The sequence below is a fragment of the Pseudolabrys sp. genome (assembly GCF_050250095.1).
Lineage (GTDB): Bacteria > Pseudomonadota > Alphaproteobacteria > Rhizobiales > Xanthobacteraceae > Pseudolabrys.
In genome coordinates, this window is record NZ_JBFWPH010000003.1 from 510454 (window position 1) to 526036 (window position 15583).

At 66.1% G+C, this 15583-nt stretch carries 16 protein-coding genes and 1 pseudogene; 11 read left to right on the forward strand and 6 right to left on the reverse strand.

Annotated features, from left to right (window positions below; all coding sequences use genetic code 11):
• Positions 1 to 310: 310 nt before the first annotated feature.
• The 8 genes and pseudogenes from rnk (at position 311) to coaA (ending at position 5601) form a co-directional block, all read left to right on the forward strand.
• Positions 311 to 709 (forward strand): nucleoside diphosphate kinase regulator, encoded by a 399-nt coding sequence (gene rnk, locus AB7F10_RS11925; protein ID WP_428561123.1) that lies wholly within the window; start codon positions 311 to 313, stop codon positions 707 to 709.
• A 125-nt stretch (positions 710 to 834) separates the two neighbouring features.
• The gene (gene hisB, locus AB7F10_RS11930; RefSeq protein ID WP_428561125.1) at positions 835 to 1428 is read left to right on the forward strand and encodes an imidazoleglycerol-phosphate dehydratase HisB; all 594 of its coding nucleotides are present in this window, start codon (positions 835 to 837) and stop codon (positions 1426 to 1428) included.
• Between the two features lie 33 nt (positions 1429 to 1461).
• Complete coding sequence (locus AB7F10_RS11935; protein ID WP_428561127.1) at positions 1462 to 1980, forward strand: DUF2628 domain-containing protein; 519 nt, start codon at positions 1462 to 1464, stop codon at positions 1978 to 1980.
• Positions 1977 to 2627, forward strand: a complete 651-nt coding sequence (gene hisH, locus AB7F10_RS11940) for an imidazole glycerol phosphate synthase subunit HisH (RefSeq protein WP_428561129.1) — start codon at positions 1977 to 1979, stop codon at positions 2625 to 2627. The genes AB7F10_RS11935 and hisH overlap by 4 nt, the downstream gene beginning before the upstream one ends.
• Entirely contained in the window at positions 2615 to 3358 is a 744-nt protein-coding gene (gene hisA, locus AB7F10_RS11945) for a 1-(5-phosphoribosyl)-5-[(5-phosphoribosylamino)methylideneamino]imidazole-4-carboxamide isomerase (protein WP_428561131.1), read from the forward strand. The genes hisH and hisA overlap by 13 nt, the downstream gene beginning before the upstream one ends.
• A 2-nt stretch (positions 3359 to 3360) precedes the next feature.
• Complete coding sequence (gene hisF, locus AB7F10_RS11950; RefSeq protein WP_428561134.1) at positions 3361 to 4137, forward strand: imidazole glycerol phosphate synthase subunit HisF; 777 nt, start codon at positions 3361 to 3363, stop codon at positions 4135 to 4137.
• Between the two features lie 101 nt (positions 4138 to 4238).
• A pseudogene (locus tag AB7F10_RS11955) lies at positions 4239 to 4550 on the forward strand (phosphoribosyl-ATP diphosphatase); the annotation flags it as partial.
• A 97-nt stretch (positions 4551 to 4647) separates the two neighbouring features.
• Positions 4648 to 5601 (forward strand): type I pantothenate kinase, encoded by a 954-nt coding sequence (gene coaA / locus AB7F10_RS11960; RefSeq protein ID WP_428561137.1) that lies wholly within the window; start codon positions 4648 to 4650, stop codon positions 5599 to 5601.
• A gap of 75 nt (positions 5602 to 5676) precedes the next feature.
• Here the strand turns inward: coaA and AB7F10_RS11965 are convergent, their stop codons facing one another.
• The 3 genes from AB7F10_RS11965 to AB7F10_RS11975 form a co-directional block, all read right to left on the reverse strand.
• On the reverse strand, positions 5677 to 6597 hold the full coding sequence (locus AB7F10_RS11965; RefSeq protein ID WP_428561589.1) for a GNAT family N-acetyltransferase: 921 nt from the start codon (positions 6595 to 6597) through the stop codon (positions 5677 to 5679).
• Positions 6598 to 6821: 224 nt separating this feature from the next.
• Positions 6822 to 9074: an ATP-binding protein gene (locus tag AB7F10_RS11970; protein ID WP_428561140.1), complete on the reverse strand. Its 2253-nt coding sequence runs from the start codon at positions 9072 to 9074 to the stop codon at positions 6822 to 6824.
• Positions 9075 to 9235: 161 nt separating this feature from the next.
• On the reverse strand, positions 9236 to 10774 hold the full coding sequence (locus AB7F10_RS11975) for a YifB family Mg chelatase-like AAA ATPase (protein ID WP_428561142.1): 1539 nt from the start codon (positions 10772 to 10774) through the stop codon (positions 9236 to 9238).
• Positions 10775 to 10930: 156 nt separating this feature from the next.
• Here AB7F10_RS11975 and AB7F10_RS11980 point away from each other — a divergent pair, with 156 nt between their 5' ends.
• Entirely contained in the window at positions 10931 to 11122 is a 192-nt protein-coding gene (locus AB7F10_RS11980) for a hypothetical protein (protein ID WP_428561144.1), read from the forward strand.
• 17 nt (positions 11123 to 11139) lie between these two features.
• On the opposite strand, the gene gshB is transcribed toward AB7F10_RS11980, so the two are convergent.
• Positions 11140 to 12084 carry a glutathione synthase gene (gene gshB / locus AB7F10_RS11985; protein WP_428561146.1) on the reverse strand — a complete coding sequence of 315 codons (945 nt, stop codon included), beginning with the start codon at positions 12082 to 12084 and terminating at the stop codon, positions 11140 to 11142.
• Positions 12085 to 12361: 277 nt separating this feature from the next.
• On the opposite strand from gshB, the gene AB7F10_RS11990 reads away from it, so the two are divergent.
• Positions 12362 to 12880, forward strand: a complete 519-nt coding sequence (locus tag AB7F10_RS11990) for a chemotaxis protein CheW (protein ID WP_428561148.1) — start codon at positions 12362 to 12364, stop codon at positions 12878 to 12880.
• A 15-nt stretch (positions 12881 to 12895) separates the two neighbouring features.
• Here the strand turns inward: AB7F10_RS11990 and AB7F10_RS11995 are convergent, their stop codons facing one another.
• Together AB7F10_RS11995 and rsmI are read right to left on the reverse strand one after the other, a co-directional pair.
• Entirely contained in the window at positions 12896 to 13294 is a 399-nt protein-coding gene (locus AB7F10_RS11995) for a YraN family protein (RefSeq protein WP_428561150.1), read from the reverse strand.
• On the reverse strand, positions 13281 to 14204 hold the full coding sequence (rsmI, locus tag AB7F10_RS12000; RefSeq protein WP_428561152.1) for a 16S rRNA (cytidine(1402)-2'-O)-methyltransferase: 924 nt from the start codon (positions 14202 to 14204) through the stop codon (positions 13281 to 13283). Before rsmI ends, AB7F10_RS11995 begins: the two co-directional genes overlap by 14 nt.
• A 180-nt stretch (positions 14205 to 14384) precedes the next feature.
• Between rsmI and AB7F10_RS12005 the strand changes: the two genes are divergently transcribed.
• Complete coding sequence (locus AB7F10_RS12005; RefSeq protein WP_428561154.1) at positions 14385 to 15575, forward strand: penicillin-binding protein activator; 1191 nt, start codon at positions 14385 to 14387, stop codon at positions 15573 to 15575.
• Positions 15576 to 15583: the final 8 nt, after the last annotated feature.

Sequence of the window (15583 nt, forward strand, 5' to 3'; positions counted from 1 at the left end):
GTAGGGCGCGCGGCCCGGCGTTGCAAACCGGCGCAAGCGGAGGCCACCTGCCGCATTGACTTCCGGTGCCTCAACCCTACATTCCGGCGTTATGAACGGACCGCTCGGCCATCGCCTTCGCCGCTTTTCGCGCGCGGGTCACCTGCAAGCAGGCAGGTAGCCCGGGCGACCTTTGTCGTCGGCCCGGGCCGATTCTCGTTCTCTTAACGTCCATCACCACACCAGAGCGCGCTTTCACGGGTGCTTCGCACCGGTGCTGGGCGCGCGTCCATCGACCAGCAGAAGGTATGCCACCGAAAGGCAAAGCATCATGACCACGACGACCGCACGCAAAGAACTGCCGCCGATCACCATCAGCGGAATTGACTCCGACCGACTGTCCAAGCTCGCCGAACTGGCGTCCGACCGGGTGCCGGAGACTGCCGATTTCCTCGCGCGGGAAGTCGCGCGTGCGACGGTGGTGCCCTCAGGATTCCCGCTGAACGGCGCCGTCGCCATGGGCTCGCAGGTCGAGTTCCGGGACGACGTCACCGGCCATGTGCGGACCGTAACGCTCGTTTATCCGGAGCAGGCCGATATCTCGATCGGTCGGATTTCGGTGCTGACGCCGATCGGCGCCGCCCTGATCGGCCTGTCGGCCGGGCAGTCCATCGAATGGCAGACGCCGGCGGGCGGCTTGCGCTCGCTTTCGGTGCTGCGCGTCGGTTAACGCTGCCGGGCTTCGGCCCGGTTTTGCCGTGCGGTGCGGTGGCCAAGCTGCCGCACCCCTGATAAAAGGCCCGCAAATCGGCGTCCCGGCAAGGTCCGGGGCGCGCTTTCGACAAGGATCACGACATGCGCACAGGCCAGGTCAAGCGCAAGACCAAGGAAACCGACATCGAGGTCGAGATTAATCTCGACGGTCAGGGCCGCTCGTCGGTCGCGACCGGCATCGGCTTTCTCGATCACATGCTGGACCTGCTGGCGCGGCATTCACGCATCGACATCACGGTGAAAGCCAAGGGCGACCTGCACATCGATTTCCACCACACCGCCGAGGACACCGGCATTGCGCTCGGCCAGGCGGTGAAGCAGGCGCTCGGCGACATGAAGGGCATCACGCGCTATGCCGACGTGCATGTGCCGATGGACGAGGCGCTGACCCGCGTCGCGCTCGACATTTCCGGCCGGCCGTTCCTGGTGTTCAAGGCCGAGTTCGTGCGCGACAAGATCGGCACCTTCGACACCGAGCTGGTGCGGGAGTGGTTTCAGGCGTTCGCCATGAATTCCGGCATCACGCTGCATGCCGAGTGCCTCTACGGTAGCAACGACCATCATATCGCGGAGTCTTGTTTCAAGGCACTGGCGCGGGCGTTGCGCGCTGCCGTCGCCATCGATCCGCGGGCGAAGGACGAGATTCCGTCGACCAAGGGCTCGCTCGGCGGCTGATTTTCGCCGTCGTTTCCGTAAAGCGTAACCGAGATGCCAACCTATACCGTGCACCAACCGCCGCAGCGCGAAGGCCGGCCCGTTCCCGGGCCGGAGCGCTTTGCCTTTGTACGTGACGGTTTCCATGTCTGGGCGTTTCTGCTGCCGCCGTTGTGGATGCTGCTGCACCGGATGTGGCTGGTGCTGATCGGCTACATCGTCGTCGTGATCGCGATGACGGTTGAGTTTGCCGTCGCCGATGTTCCGCAATGGGCGGATGCAGTCGCGAACCTGTTGCTCGGGATTCTGATCGGGCTTGAAGCGGCGTCGCTGCGCCGCTGGACGCTCCGCAAGTGGACGCAGCTCGGTTACGTGGTCGCGGAAGATGAGGAACTCGCCGAGCGGCGCTTCTTCGCGCAATGGGTCGAGGGTGTCGCGCGGGCCGTGCCGCCGCCGCCCTCCGCGCCGCCTCCGTCAATTCCAAAGCCGCCGCCGGTCGTCTCCGCGCCGCTGCCGCAGCGCGCGACGCCGGACGTCATTGGGCTGTTCCCGCAGCCGGGACTGCCGCGATGACGGTCGCCATCGTCGATTACGGCTCCGGCAACCTGCACTCGGCGGCCAAGGCCTTCGAGCGCGCCGCGCGTGAAAGCGGGCACGATCAGCCGATCGTCGTCACCAGCGAACCGGACAAAGTTGCAAAAGCCGACCGCGTCGTGCTGCCCGGCGTCGGCGCCTTTGCCGACTGCCGCAAGGGTCTCGATGCCATCGACGGCATGATCGACGCGCTCGAGCAGAGCGTGGCGAAAAACGGCCGGCCGTTTTTCGGCATCTGCGTCGGCATGCAGCTGATGGCGGAGCGTGGCCGCGAATATGTCGTCACGCCCGGCCTCGGCTGGATCAAGGGCGACGTCGACCGCATCGCGCCGAGCGACGCAACCCTCAAGATTCCGCACATGGGCTGGAACACGCTCAACGTGACCAAGCCGCACAAGCTGCTCGACGGCATCGCCACCGGCCCGGACGGCCTGCACGCCTATTTCGTGCACTCGTATGAACTGCGCCCGCAGCAGAAGACCGATCTCGTCGCGCAGGCCGACTATGGCGGCGCGCTCACCGCGATCGTCGGCCGCGACAACATTGTCGGCACGCAATTCCATCCCGAGAAGAGTCAGAAGCTCGGCCTGGCGCTGATCGCCAATTTTCTGAAGTGGTCGCCGTGATCCTGTTTCCCGCTATCGATCTGAAGGAAGGCCTCGCGGTGCGCCTCGAACAGGGCGACATGGCGCGCGCGACCGTGTTCCATCGCGATCCCGCGCAGCAGGCGCAGGCCTTCGAGCGCCAGGGATTCAAGCACCTGCATGTCGTCGATCTCGACGGCGCCTTTGCCGGCAAGCCGATGAACGCCGCGGCGGTCGAACGCATTCTCGAAACCATCGGCATGAGCGTCCAGCTCGGCGGCGGCATCCGGGACATGAAGACGGTCGAAGGCTGGCTGTCGAAAGGCATCAATCGCGTCATCATCGGCACCGCCGCGGTGCGTAATCCGGCGCTGGTGAAGGAAGCCTGCAAGGCGTTTCCCGGCCGGATCGTCGTCGGCATCGACGCGCGCGAGCGCATGGTCGCCGTCGAAGGCTGGGCCGAGAAATCCGAAATCACGGCGCTCGATCTTGCCGATCGCTTCAGCGATGCCGGCGTTGCCGCCATCGTCTATACCGACATCGATCGTGACGGCGTGCTCAAGGGCGTCAACTGGGACGCGACCTACGAGCTTGCCGATCACACCCGCATTCCGGTGATCGCGAGCGGCGGCCTCTCCAATGTGGCCGAGTTGCGCGCCGCCGTGCAGCGTGCGCATCCGAATGTCGAAGGCGTCATTTCAGGCCGTGCGCTCTATGACGGACGAATCGACGCTGCTGAAGCCATCGACGTTCTCAAAGCGGCGCGGGCCTGAGCATGTTCAAGGTCCGCGTCATTCCCTGTCTCGACGTCAAGGATGGCCGCGTCGTCAAAGGCGTCAACTTCGTCGACCTGCGCGACGCCGGCGATCCTGTCGAAGCCGCCATTGCCTATGATGCGGCGGGCGCGGACGAGCTTTGCTTTCTCGACATCACCGCGAGTCACGAGAACCGCGATACGATCTTCGACGTGGTGACGCGCACGGCGGAAGCCTGCTTCATGCCGCTGACGGTTGGCGGCGGCGTGCGCACCGTCGAGGACATCCGCAAGCTTTTGACCTGCGGCGCGGACAAGGTCTCGATCAACACCGCCGCCGTGACGCGCCGCGCCTTCGTCAAGGAAGCGGCCGAGAAGTTCGGCGATCAGTGCATCGTGGTGGCGATTGACGCCAAGAAGGTGTCGCAGGAAGGCGCGCCGCCGCGCTGGGAAATCTTCACCCATGGCGGCCGCAAGCCGACCGGCATCGATGCGGTCGACTACGCCCGCGAGGTGGTGTCGCTCGGCGCCGGCGAAATCCTGCTGACTTCGATGGACCGCGACGGCACCCGGAGCGGTTTCGATATCGCGCTGACCCGCGCAGTGGCCGATGCAGTCGCGGTGCCGGTCATCGCCTCGGGCGGCGTCGGCAATCTCGACCATCTGGTCGGCGGCATTCGCGACGGGCACGCCACCGCCGTGCTGGCGGCTTCGATCTTCCATTTCGGCGAATACAGCGTCCGTGAGGCGAAGAATTACATGGCGAAGGCCGGCCTGCCGATGCGGCTCGATCCGTAAGTTTTTGGGCATGATCTTATCCGAAAACCGGTTTCCACTTTTCGAGATCATGCCCGTCGGTCCACTCCCGGTGCGACCGTGGAAATGTTAAAGGTTCCGGTATGACGAAGTTCACCCTGCACGATCTCGAGAAACGCGTCGCGGCGCGGGCGAAGGCGAGCCCGGCGGTGTCCTATACCCGACAGCTGCTCGATCGTGGCGTGGCGCAATGCGCCAAGAAGCTCGGCGAGGAAGCGATCGAGACCGGGCTTGCCGCCGTCGGAGAAAGCCGCAAACGGCTGACCTCCGAAGCTGCCGATCTGCTCTATCATCTGCTGGTCGTTCTTCGCGCGCGCAGGATCGCGCTGAAGGACGTCGAGGCGGCGCTGGCGAAGCGCATGGCGCAGAGCGGACTGGCCGAGAAAGCCTCCCGCGCGGGCAAGGGCAAGAAGAAGCGGCCCCAGTTGCGCAAGAAGGCGCGCAAGAACAAGTCGCGCAAGCGCTCGCGGGCCTGAACGGACGGCGCCGGCCATGGAACACCGCATCGACGACGACGTTTCGCCCTACCGCGTTTTCACGCGGCCGCAGTGGGCTGAATTGCGCGAAGACGCGCCGATGACGTTGACGCAGGAGGAGGTCACAAAGCTTCGCTCGCTGCACGACCGCCTCGACATGAAAGAGGTCGCGGAGATCTATCTGCCGCTGTCGCGGCTGCTTTCACTTTACGTGGTGGCGACGCAGCGGCTGTTTCGCGCGGAGCAAAACTTCCTGCGCACCGAAGACGTCAAGATGCCCTATATCATTGGCGTCGCCGGTTCGGTCGCGGTCGGCAAGTCGACGACGGCGCGCGTGCTGCAGGCGCTGCTGGCGCGCTGGCCGAACGTGCCGAAGGTCGATCTCGTCACTACCGACGGTTTTCTGTTCCCGAACGCGGTGCTCGAGCGCGAAGGCCTGATGGAGAAAAAAGGCTTTCCGGAAAGCTACGATCTGTCGGCGCTGCTGCGTTTCCTGTCCGATGTAAAAGCAGGCCGGCGTCCGGTGCGGGCGCCGGTTTACTCGCATCTGACCTATGACGTGACACCGAACCAGTGGGTCGAGGTCGACCGGCCGGACATTCTGATCGTCGAAGGTCTCAACGTGTTGCAGACGGGTCGCTTGCCGAAGGACGGCAAGGCGATTCCCTTCGTGTCGGACTTCTTCGACTTCTCGGTCTATCTCGATGCCGACGAGGACGTGCTGAAGTCCTGGTATGTCGACCGCTTTTTGACGCTGCGCGGCACGGCGTTCCGCGATCCGAAGTCGTATTTCCATCGCTATTCGGGATTGTCGGACGATGAGGCGACCGAGACCGCGACCTCGATCTGGCAGCGGATCAACCTCGTCAATCTGCACGAGAACATTCTGCCGACCCGGCAGCGCGCCGATCTCATTCTGAAGAAGAGCATGAGCCACCTGGTCGAGCAGGTAGCGCTGCGGCGACTGTGATTTTTTGTTTGTCGCGTTTTCTTAACGCGAACCGGAAGCCCACTTCGCTTGAAAACGCTCCGCCGTCCAAAAAAATCAGGCGGCGTGACGCTCCGCGCCGGCGCCGAAGTGGTCGATATAGCGGCTGTTGATCGCCGACACCGGCAGCACCACCAGCACGTCGGTGGTGCCGAACTGATAGTCAATCACCGCGCCGTCGCCGATATAGGCGCCAAGCCGCAGATATCCCTTGATCAACGGCGGCAGCGCACGCAGCGCAGCCTTGGCGTCGATCGCGTTCCTGGCGATGCGATTCATTTCGACATAGCGCTCCGGCAGGGCGCGGGCGCGCCAGGCTTCCGGCGCGCGGGCGTTGTGATGCAGGAACGACAGCGGCACCGCGAGGCGGCTTGGATCGGTGCCTTCGAGGCTTGCGCAGCCGAACATCGCGTCGACGCGGTTCTGCAGCACATAGGTCCAGATGCCGTGCCACAGCAGCTCGACCGTGCGCTTGTTGCGGTAAGGCGGCAGCACGCAGGAGCGGCCGAGTTCAAGGAAGCTCAGCCCGCGATGGCGCGACAGCAGGCCTGAGATGTCGAATTCTCCGGCGGTGTAGAAACCGCCATAGTCCTCAGCGAGCTGCTGGCGAAGCAGGCGATAGGTGCCGACCACCGCGGGGCCGCCGCGCAGATTGTTGTCGCGCTCGGCGTGGTCGAGCACCAGCAGGTGGTCGCAGATCGCGTCGAAGGAATCGATGTCGCGCCGCGCGAACATGCGGCCGGGGTCCGGCAGCGCGGAACCTTCCTGATAGAACACCTGGTAACGCAGCTTCTGCGCCTTGCGGATTTCGGCCGCCGTCTGCGCGAGCCGCACCTCCAGCGAGCCGATTCGCCCCAGTGTCTGCGTCGGCCGCAGCGCCCGCGCCGCCGACGGCTGCACGCCGCTATAGGCCTGCAGTGCCGGAAGCCAGCCGGGAATGCCGATTGTGGCCGGCGTCAGCCGGCGCCGCCCCAGCATTCGCCGCGGCAGGCCGTCATGGTCGCGCAGGCCATCACGGTCGCGAATGTCCATGGAAGCTGTTGTCCTCTTGCGGGCGCCGGTCCGGGTTCGAGCCGGGTCACGGCGGCGAATCACTGAGAATTCGCGGGTGCCGGTAGACCACGGCTCCACCACTAATTTATGACAAAGCCCGTTCCGCTGCCAGTCCGCCGTCTTTTGGCAGGCCTGTCTTTACGGCATGTCTATGCTGCGGCTTGCGCGCGCACGCGCCGCGACGTTGTCTTCAGCAGGGCGCTCAACCGGTCGCGGTCGAGCGGCTTGGTTAGGATGTCGTCCATGCCGGCGGCGGCGCATGCGTCGCGATCCTCCGGATAGGCGCTTGCGGTCAGCGCGACGATCGGCGTGTGGCCGCCGCCTTCCAGCTCGACGGCGCGTATCTGCTTGGTGGCCGCAAGGCCGTCGGTGCCCGGCATCTGTACGTCCATCAGCACGAGATCGAACGGGTCGTTGGCCGCGCGCGCGGCGAGCCAGGCTTCGACCGCGGCGGCGCCGTCGCTCGCCATTGTCGGGCGGTGACCGAGCCGCGTCAGCAGTGCGCGCGTGAGCATCGCATTGATCTCGTTGTCCTCGGCGACGAGGATCGACAGGCCGCCGCCGCTTGCGGCCGGTTCGACAGCCGCTGTTTCGTCGGCCGTGTCGGCCGGCGCCTGATCGAAGGCGTCGTCCGGCCGCAGCCGCGCGGCGAGCGATACCGCGCGCACCGGTTTGACGAGATAGCCGTTGAAGCCGGTTTCGCGCAGGCGGCCGAGATCGCCGCGCTGTGCCGGCGTGATCAAGACAATGCGCCGGGTGCCGTCGAGCTTGCGAAGCGCGCCGGATTCGATGAGCGCAGCGGCCTGCGCATGATCGACCAGCAGCGTATGCCATGTGCGTTCGGGCAACAGCGCCGCCGCCATCGCGGCATCCGCGGCAAGCGACACCTGCGCGCCCCAGCGTGTCAGCCGTTGCGCGAGCAGGGACGCCTCGATCTGCGCCGAGGCAACGATCATCACCGACGCGCTGGCGAGGTCGGGAATGTCGAACCGCGCCACCTCCGCGCTGCTGGTGGCCGGCAGCGGCAGCGTGACCGAGAAGGTCGAGCCTTTGCCGAATTCGCTTTCGACCGCGATGGCGCCATCCATGCGCTCGACGAGCCGCTTCGAAACGGCAAGGCCGAGGCCGGTGCCGCCGAACTTTCGCGTCGAGGAATTGTCGGCCTGCTCGAAATCGAGGAACACCCGCTCCTTGTCCTCGTTCTTCAGCCCGATGCCGGTATCGCGCACCGAAAGCCTGATATGGCCGGCGGTTTCCGCCGGTTCCACGATGATGGCGACGCCGCCGGTTTCGGTGAATTTCACTGCGTTGCCGGCCAGATTGAGCAATACCTGGCGCAGTCGTGCACCGTCGCCCGTCACCTCGTCGGGCAGACGTTCGTCGATCAGCGAAGCGATCTCGATGCCCTTGGCTTGCGCGCGTGGCGCAAGCAGCTCGACCGCGTTCTCGATCAGGTGCGCGAGCGAGAATGGACGCTGCTCGATGGTGAACTTGCCGGCTTCGATCTTGGAAAAGTCGAGTACATCCTCGATCAGCGCCAGCAGCGTTTCACCGGACGTGCGCGCGGCGCGAGCGTAGTTCGTTTGTTCCGCCGTCAGTTTGGTGTCGAGTAGCAGATCGCTCATGCCGAGAATGCCGTTCAGCGGCGTGCGGATCTCGTGCGAGACCATCGCGAGGAATTGCGATTTTGCGCGGTTGGCGGCCTGCGCCTGTTCGCGCGTCGCGGCCTGCTCGCGCTCGAGCGTGATGCGGGCCGTCATGTCGCGGCCGACGCTCTGGATTTCCGTTCCGGCCTCGCTACGCACGGTGACGTCATGCCAGGCGATCCAGCGGGCGGTCTCGCCGGTGCCTATCTTCTGGTCGTGGGTGCGGCTGCCGTCGCCGAGCACGACGATGTTTGCCTGAATGGCGACCGGCAGCTTCTGCATCGTTCCGAGAAGGGCGTCGCGCGTCTTGCCGGCGAGCTTGCAGTAGGCGTTGTTGGCGTAGGTAATGCGGCCCATCGCGTCGCGGCGCACGATCAGGTCGCCCTGCGTTTCGATCAGGCTTTGTGCGTGCTCGATTTCTTCACGCAGTTCCCAGTTGCCGTCGGCCAGTGCTTCATTTTGAGCTTCGAGCGTTTCGACACGCGCGGCGAGCGCGCGGCGCTGGAAACCGAGCAAGGCGATATAGGCGCAGGCCGTCGCCAGGAACGCCGCGACGCCAGCGGTGTAGGCGAACGGATCGGTGACCGCGTATTGCAGGCGGATAATGGCGATCGCGCCGAGCACGGCGGCGATGACGGACAGCGCGCCGACGACCACGCGGCCGGAATTCGTCAGGGGCGGGTGAGATGGGTCGGCCTTGATATCGGATTTGATATCGGTCTTGCCGGCGGCATTGCCGGGGCGGTCGGCTCGCATGCGGTCCCGTACTCCTGAACGCTTCGGGCGGCACAGTTCGTTTGTCGGGGCGCATTTGACGCCGCAGTGATTGAGATTTTCTTCACCATAAAGGCGAGGCGGCCGGGGCCGGTCGGTATGGTGAACGGAGAGTTAAGGCAGGCTCTTGGGCCAGCCGGCGCTCAGGCGGCGCGGCGGATTTCGTCGGCCAGCGCGCGGTAGGACAGGGCCTCCGCGAGATGCACGCGGCCGACTTTCTCGGCGCCGTCGAGATCGGCCAGCGTGCGCGCGACCCGCAGCACGCGATGATAGCCGCGCGCGGAGAGCTGCATGGCGTCGGCTGCGTCTCGCAGCAAGGTCATGCCGGCGGCGTCGGCACACACTACTTCCTCCAGCACCGGACCGTTGGCCTGCGCATTGGTGCGCACGTTTTCGAGCCCGAGCGCGGCATAGCGTTCGGCCTGGATGTCGCGGGCGCGCGCGACGCGGGCGGCAACCTCGCGCGAGCCTTCCGCCGGCGGCGGCAGGATCAGGTCGGCGGCGGTCACCGCCGGCACTTCGATATGCAGGTCGACGCGGTCGAGCAGCGGCCCGGACAGCTTGCTTTGATAATCCGCCGCGCAGCGCACGTTCGCGCCGCGTTTGCAGGAAAAGCCCGGATCGTTGGCGCGGCCGCAACGGCAGGGGTTCATCGCCGCGACCAGCATGAAGCGCGCCGGATAAGTGACGCGGTGGTTGGCGCGCGAGATCGCGACCTCGCCGGTTTCGAGCGGCTGGCGCAGCGAGTCGAGCACCTGCGCGGCGAATTCCGGCATCTCGTCGAGGAACAAAACACCGTTGTGCGCCAGCGATATTTCGCCGGGCCGCGCCCGCAAGCCGCCGCCGACCAGCGCCGGCATCGACGCCGAATGATGCGGCGCGCGGAACGGCCGGCGGTTGGTCAGCGCGCCGCCCTCGATCTCGCCGGCGACCGAGGCGATCATCGACACTTCGAGCAGTTCGGTCGGCGACAGCGGCGGCAGGATGGTTGGCAGCCGTGCGGCCAGCATCGACTTGCCGGAGCCGGGTGGACCGACCATCAGCAGGTTATGTCCGCCGGCGGCTGCGACCTCGAGCGCCCGCTTGGCGCTTTCCTGCCCCTTGATGTCGGCGAGGTCGAGCGGCGCGCCTTCGGTTTCGCGCACCTTCGGCTGCGGCCGTGTCAGCACCTGCGTGCCTTTGAAATGGTTGGCGAGCTGGATCAGCGAGCGCGCCGCGACGATCTCGATCTCCGGCGAAGCCCAGGCCGCTTCCGGTCCGCAACCCACCGGACAGATCAGGCCTTCGCTGCGTGCATTGGCGCCGATCGCCGCCGGCAGCACGCCCGCGACCGGCGCAATCGAACCGTCGAGGCCGAGTTCGCCGAGCACGGTGAAGCCGGCGAGCGCGTCCGGCGGAATGGCGCCGATCGCCGCCATCAGCCCCAACGCGATGGGAAGATCGTAGTGGCTGCCTTCCTTCGGCAGGTCGGCGGGCGCGAGATTGACGGTGATTCGCCGCGCCGGCAGCGCGAGGCCTGAGGCGATCAGCGCGGCGCGGACCCGCTCCTTGGCTTCCGACACCGCCTTGTCGGGCAGGCCGACGATGGTGAAGGCGGGCAGGCCGGGCGCGACCTGCACCTGAACGTCGACGGCGCGGGCCTCGATCCCCTCGAACGCCACCGTGCTCACCCGCTGAACCATCGGCCAGCCCCAGCCCAAAGCCGCACAAGGTCGTTGGCCGACCTCGGCACCCGCAAAAATTGTAACCCATCGGCCAGTGGCCGACAAGAACATTTGCAGAACAAAACGACTCAGGCTAGGTTCCGGGTCGGCGCGGACCAACCAAAGGTGATCGCGATGATCGACAGGCAGATGATGGACAGCGAGCTTGAGCTTGCCCGGGCGGCGCGGCGCGAGGCCGAAGCGGCGCTCACCGATGTCGATGACATGATCCGCGAGATTCAGGACTTCCGGCCCGGCCACCAGCGTCTGGTGTTCTCGATCGCCGGTTTCGACGAGGATCTCGATCAGGCGCCGCGGGCGGCCTGACAAGTCTCCGGGCCGCCTCAGCCCTTTCGCTTCGCTTCGATCTTGTCCCAGAGCAGCGCCGCGATATCGGGGCCGCCGAGATTCTTGATCGCGCGGATGCCGGTCGGCGAGGTGACGTTGATCTCGGTCAGCCAGCCGTCGATCACATCGATGCCGACGAACAGCAGGCCGCGCTCGCGCAGCGCCGGGCCGATGCGGTCGCAAATCTCCTTCTCGCGTGCCGACAACTGAGTGTCCTTCGGCGTGCCGCCGCGCACCATGTTGGAGCGCAGGTCGTCCGCCGCCGGCACGCGGTTGACCGCTCCGGCATAGTCGCCATCGACCAGGATGATGCGCTTGTCGCCGTGCTTGATGTTCGGCAGGAACTTCTGCACGACCCAGGCCTCGCGGAACGTCACCGCGAACAGGTCGTAGAGCGAGCCGAAATTGAGATCCTCCGGCGCGAGGCGGAACACGCCTTCGCCGCCCTTGCCGTAGAGCGGCTTCATCACGATGTCGCCGTGCACTTTGCGGAACGCCTTGATCTCGGCGAGGTCGCGCGTCACCAGCGTCGGCGGCATCAAGTCCGGGAATTCGGTGACGAAGACCTTTTCCGGCGCGTTGCGCACATGGGCGGGATCGTTGACCACCAGCGTCTTCGGATGGACGCGCTCCAGCATGTGCGTCGTGGTGATGTAGGACAGGTCGAACGGCGGATCTTGCCGCAGCAGCACCACGTCGAACTCAGCCAATGGCCGACGTTTTGCCTCGCCGAGCGTGAAATGGTTGCCGACCTCGTCGCGCACCGTCAGCGCCTGCGCGGTGGTGAACACCTCGCCTTGCAGCATCGCGAGCTTGTCCGGCGTGTAATAGGACAGAGCGTGCCCGCGCTTCTGCGCTTCGAGCAGCATGGCGAAGGTCGAATCGCCGCGGACGTTGATCCGCTCGATCGGGTCCATCTGGACGGCAACGGAAAGTGTCATGGAAGGTCCGCAAGAACGCTGCGCAAAGAGCCTGCGCATCGGGAATTTCGCGCGTTTTAGCAGAAGATCGCCATTGGCTGCAGCAAGAAAGCACCCGGTCCCGGCATTGCTGCCATGGTCCGGCGGGATGGCGGTCGGTGATTCGGAAAAATGCGGCCTCCGCGCCCTCAAGTTTACCAGTCATAAGGGGGCATCCGACATGATGGGACTGTCCGCAGGATGGTTCGCCCGCAAGGGGCTCCCTCCGTTTTGACCCGCCCACCTTCGGGAACCGACCATGCATCATCAGGATCAGACCGCTGCGCTCGAAGCCGCCAATCATGCGGTTGCCGGCGCGCGCGGCAACGAAGCCGGCATCCAGGAATTCGTCACCTTCGCGATCGGCGATGACCGCTACGGCGTCGACATCATGTCGGTTCGCGAGATCAAAGGCTGGTCGGGCGTTTCTCCGCTCGCCGGCCAGCCCGACTTCGTGCGCGGCGTCCTCAACCTGCGCGGCGTCATGGTGCCGATCGTCGATCTGCGCTGCCGCTTCGGCCAGGGCATGACCGACGCGACGGCGACGCACATCGTCATCATCGTCAGCATCGCCGATCAGCTCGTCGGCCTGCTCGCCGATCAGGTGCTGGATATCGTGCCTTATGAGGCGAGCAAGATTCAGCCGGTGCCGCAGGTCACGCGCGACAGCGACGTCAACCTGTTCGGCGGATTGCTGACCGACGAGCACGGCATGATCACGCTGATCGACCTGCCGCAGATCGCGTCGCGCGCGCAGACGACATCGGCCGCCGCCTGAGGCGGCTTCGGTTTTTCAGCTTTCGAACGCCGCCGGAATGTGACGCGGCAGTTTGCCCGGTGCGACCAGCACCGCGTCGAAACGCGCGTCGGTGAAGGCCGTTTTCGGAAACGTCGCGAGCCAGGCTTCCGCGGCCTGCGCGATGCGCCGCTGCTGACGCTGCGTGACGGCCTCTGCGGCTTCATCGAGTGTCGCGCGCGCCTTCACCTCGACGAAGATCAGCAGGCCGCGCCGGCGCGCGACGATATCGATTTCGCCGAGCGGGCTTCTCCAGCGGCGCGACAGGATACGAAATCCCTTGGCGATCAGGTAAGCCGCGGCGCGGCTTTCCGCCGACAATCCGGTGCGGAACGCCGCGACCCTTTCCGGCGCTGCGGCGCGCGGGGTTCCGAGCGGTCTGCTACGGGACGCCATCGCCGGCCTCTTTCGCAAGCTCGAGCGCGCGCTGGTAAACCTCGCGCCGCGACAGGCCGGTTGCCATCGTGACTTCGCCGACCGCGTCCTTGACCGACGTGCGCGCCAGCGCCGCACGCAGCATCGCATCGATATCGATGCTTCCGGGCTCTTCGTCGGGCGGTGGAGCGATGACGAGAACGAACTCGCCGCGCGTTTCGGCGTCACCTGCGTAATGTCTCGCAAGTTTCGGCAGTTCGTCGCGCCGGACTTCTTCGTGAAGCTTCGTCAGTTCGCGGCAAATCGCGGCCGTGCGCGGCCCGAGACCGTCCGCGAGGTCGGCGAGCGCGGCCGCCATCCGCGGTCCGGTCTCGAACAACACCAGCGTGGCCGGTATGCGCGCAAGTTCGGCGATGCGCTTCTGGCGTGCGGTCTGTTTCGGCGGCAGGAAACCTTCGAAGAAAAACCGGTCGGTCGGCAGCGCCGCGACGCTGAGCGCGGCGAGCACCGAGGACGCGCCGGGTATGGCGGTGACGGCGTGACCGGCTTCGCTCGCTTCGCGCAGCAGCTTGAAACCTGGATCGGAAATCAAGGGCGTGCCGGCGTCGGAGACCAGCGCGACGCGCTCGCCGGCGGCGAGCCGCGCGAGAATCTTCGGCCGGACGTCCGCCGCATTGTGCTCGTGATAGGGCGTCAGCGGCGTCGCGATGCCGTAGTGATCGAGCAGCCGGCGGGTGATGCGCGTATCCTCGCAGGCGATCACATCCGCCGCGGCGAGCACCTCGAGCGCTCGCAGCGTCACGTCGCGCAGATTGCCGATCGGTGTTGCCACGACGTGGAGGCCGAGCGCGAGCGGCGGCGCCTCGATCTCGGCGCCGGCCACCGTGTAGCGGCGGCTCGGCCGCGTCGCTGTGCTGCTTTCGCTTGTCATTCCGGCAATCTAAACAGCGCTTTCCGCCGCGTCATCGGGTCGCCAAATTCCCGTTCCTTTTCATTTACTTAACCTTCAAACGCCAGTATTTTGCGCAGCGTGCGTCCGGGGGCGGGCGCGGACGGAAGGCCGAGAGCGTCGCAAGGGGTTATGATGGGGAAGCCGCACAGCGAAACCGATATGCGCGTCTCGCGCCGCAGCGTGCTTCGTCTGACCGCCGCTTTCCTGTCGAGCACCGCGCTGGCCGCCTGCACGAGCGGCACGTTCGACCGTCTCGGCGTCGAAACGCCGGGTGGTGGTGCGCCTGCGCCGGGTGAAGCGCCGGGCGCGACCGCGATCGGAACCGGCCAGGTTCGCGTGGGCCTCGTCCTGCCGCTGTCGGCGCCCGGCAATGCCGGCATCGCCGCGACCTCGATGCGCAACGCGGCGGAACTCGCAATCACCGAATTCAAGAATCCCGATCTTCAGCTTCTGGTGAAGGACGACGGCGGCACGCCGCAGGGCGCGCAGAACGCGGTTCAGCAGGCGCTCAACGAAGGCGCGCGCATCATCGTCGGGCCGATCTTCGCGCAATCCGTCAGCGCGGTCGCGCCGATCGCGCGTCAGCGCGGCGTTCCGATCATCGCATTCTCGACCGACACCAATGTCGCAGCGCGCGGCGTCTATCTCCTGAGCTTCCTGCCGGAGACCGACGTTCATCGCATCGTCGATTACTCGGTCAGCCGCGGCAAACGCTCCTTCGCCGCGCTCATTCCCGACAATGCCTATGGCACGGTGGTCGAGGCGGCGTTGCAGCAGGCGGCGGCGCGCCGCGGCGGACGCGTCGTTGCGCTCGAGCGCTATCCGGCCGATCCGGCGCGGCGGCAGGAGGCGATCCGCCGCATCGCACAGGCCGCGCGCCGCGCCGACGCGATCTTCATTCCCGACAATGCCGAAACAGTTCCGCAGGTCGTGCAGGGGCTCACCGCAGCCGGCGCCAATCTGCGCCGCGCGCAATTGATCGGCACGGGGCTGTGGGACGAGCCGGCTCTGTTCGCCAATCCGTCGATGAACGGCGGCTGGTTTGCCGCGCCGGGCGCGGACGGGTTCCGCAATTTCTCGCAGCGTTATCGCGCGCGCTATGGGCAGGAGCCGGTGCGCACGTCCTCGCTCGCCTATGACGCGGTGGCGCTGATCGCGGCGCTGGTGAAGACGCAGGGGCCGCAGAGTCTCAACGACCAGTCGCTGACGAATTCGTCGGGCTTCGCCGGCATCGACGGCGTATTCCGTTTCCGCGCCGATGGCACCAATGAGCGCGGTCTCGCGGTGATGGAAATCAAGCCGACCGGTTCGGTCGTCATCAGTCAGCCGCCGCGCAGCTTCGGCTCTTAAAACTTTAA

Excerpts from the sequence above, each read along its gene's own strand:
- rnk (WP_428561123.1), top strand. The coding sequence starts at position 311 with ATGACCACGACGACCGCACGCAAAGAACTGCCGCCGATCACCATCAGC.
- hisB (WP_428561125.1), top strand. The coding sequence starts at position 835 with ATGCGCACAGGCCAGGTCAAGCGCAAGACCAAGGAAACCGACATCGAG.
- AB7F10_RS11935 (WP_428561127.1), top strand. The coding sequence starts at position 1,462 with ATGCCAACCTATACCGTGCACCAACCGCCGCAGCGCGAAGGCCGGCCC.
- hisH (WP_428561129.1), top strand. The coding sequence starts at position 1,977 with ATGACGGTCGCCATCGTCGATTACGGCTCCGGCAACCTGCACTCGGCG.
- hisF (WP_428561134.1), top strand. The coding sequence starts at position 3,361 with ATGTTCAAGGTCCGCGTCATTCCCTGTCTCGACGTCAAGGATGGCCGC.
- coaA (WP_428561137.1), top strand. The coding sequence starts at position 4,648 with ATGGAACACCGCATCGACGACGACGTTTCGCCCTACCGCGTTTTCACG.
- AB7F10_RS11965 (WP_428561589.1), bottom strand. The coding sequence starts at position 6,597 with ATGCTGGGGCGGCGCCGGCTGACGCCGGCCACAATCGGCATTCCCGGC.
- AB7F10_RS11970 (WP_428561140.1), bottom strand. The coding sequence starts at position 9,074 with ATGCGAGCCGACCGCCCCGGCAATGCCGCCGGCAAGACCGATATCAAA.
- AB7F10_RS11975 (WP_428561142.1), bottom strand. The coding sequence starts at position 10,774 with ATGGTTCAGCGGGTGAGCACGGTGGCGTTCGAGGGGATCGAGGCCCGC.
- AB7F10_RS11980 (WP_428561144.1), top strand. The coding sequence starts at position 10,931 with ATGATCGACAGGCAGATGATGGACAGCGAGCTTGAGCTTGCCCGGGCG.
- gshB (WP_428561146.1), bottom strand. The coding sequence starts at position 12,084 with ATGACACTTTCCGTTGCCGTCCAGATGGACCCGATCGAGCGGATCAAC.
- AB7F10_RS11990 (WP_428561148.1), top strand. The coding sequence starts at position 12,362 with ATGCATCATCAGGATCAGACCGCTGCGCTCGAAGCCGCCAATCATGCG.
- AB7F10_RS11995 (WP_428561150.1), bottom strand. The coding sequence starts at position 13,294 with ATGGCGTCCCGTAGCAGACCGCTCGGAACCCCGCGCGCCGCAGCGCCG.
- rsmI (WP_428561152.1), bottom strand. The coding sequence starts at position 14,204 with ATGACAAGCGAAAGCAGCACAGCGACGCGGCCGAGCCGCCGCTACACG.
- AB7F10_RS12005 (WP_428561154.1), top strand. The coding sequence starts at position 14,385 with ATGCGCGTCTCGCGCCGCAGCGTGCTTCGTCTGACCGCCGCTTTCCTG.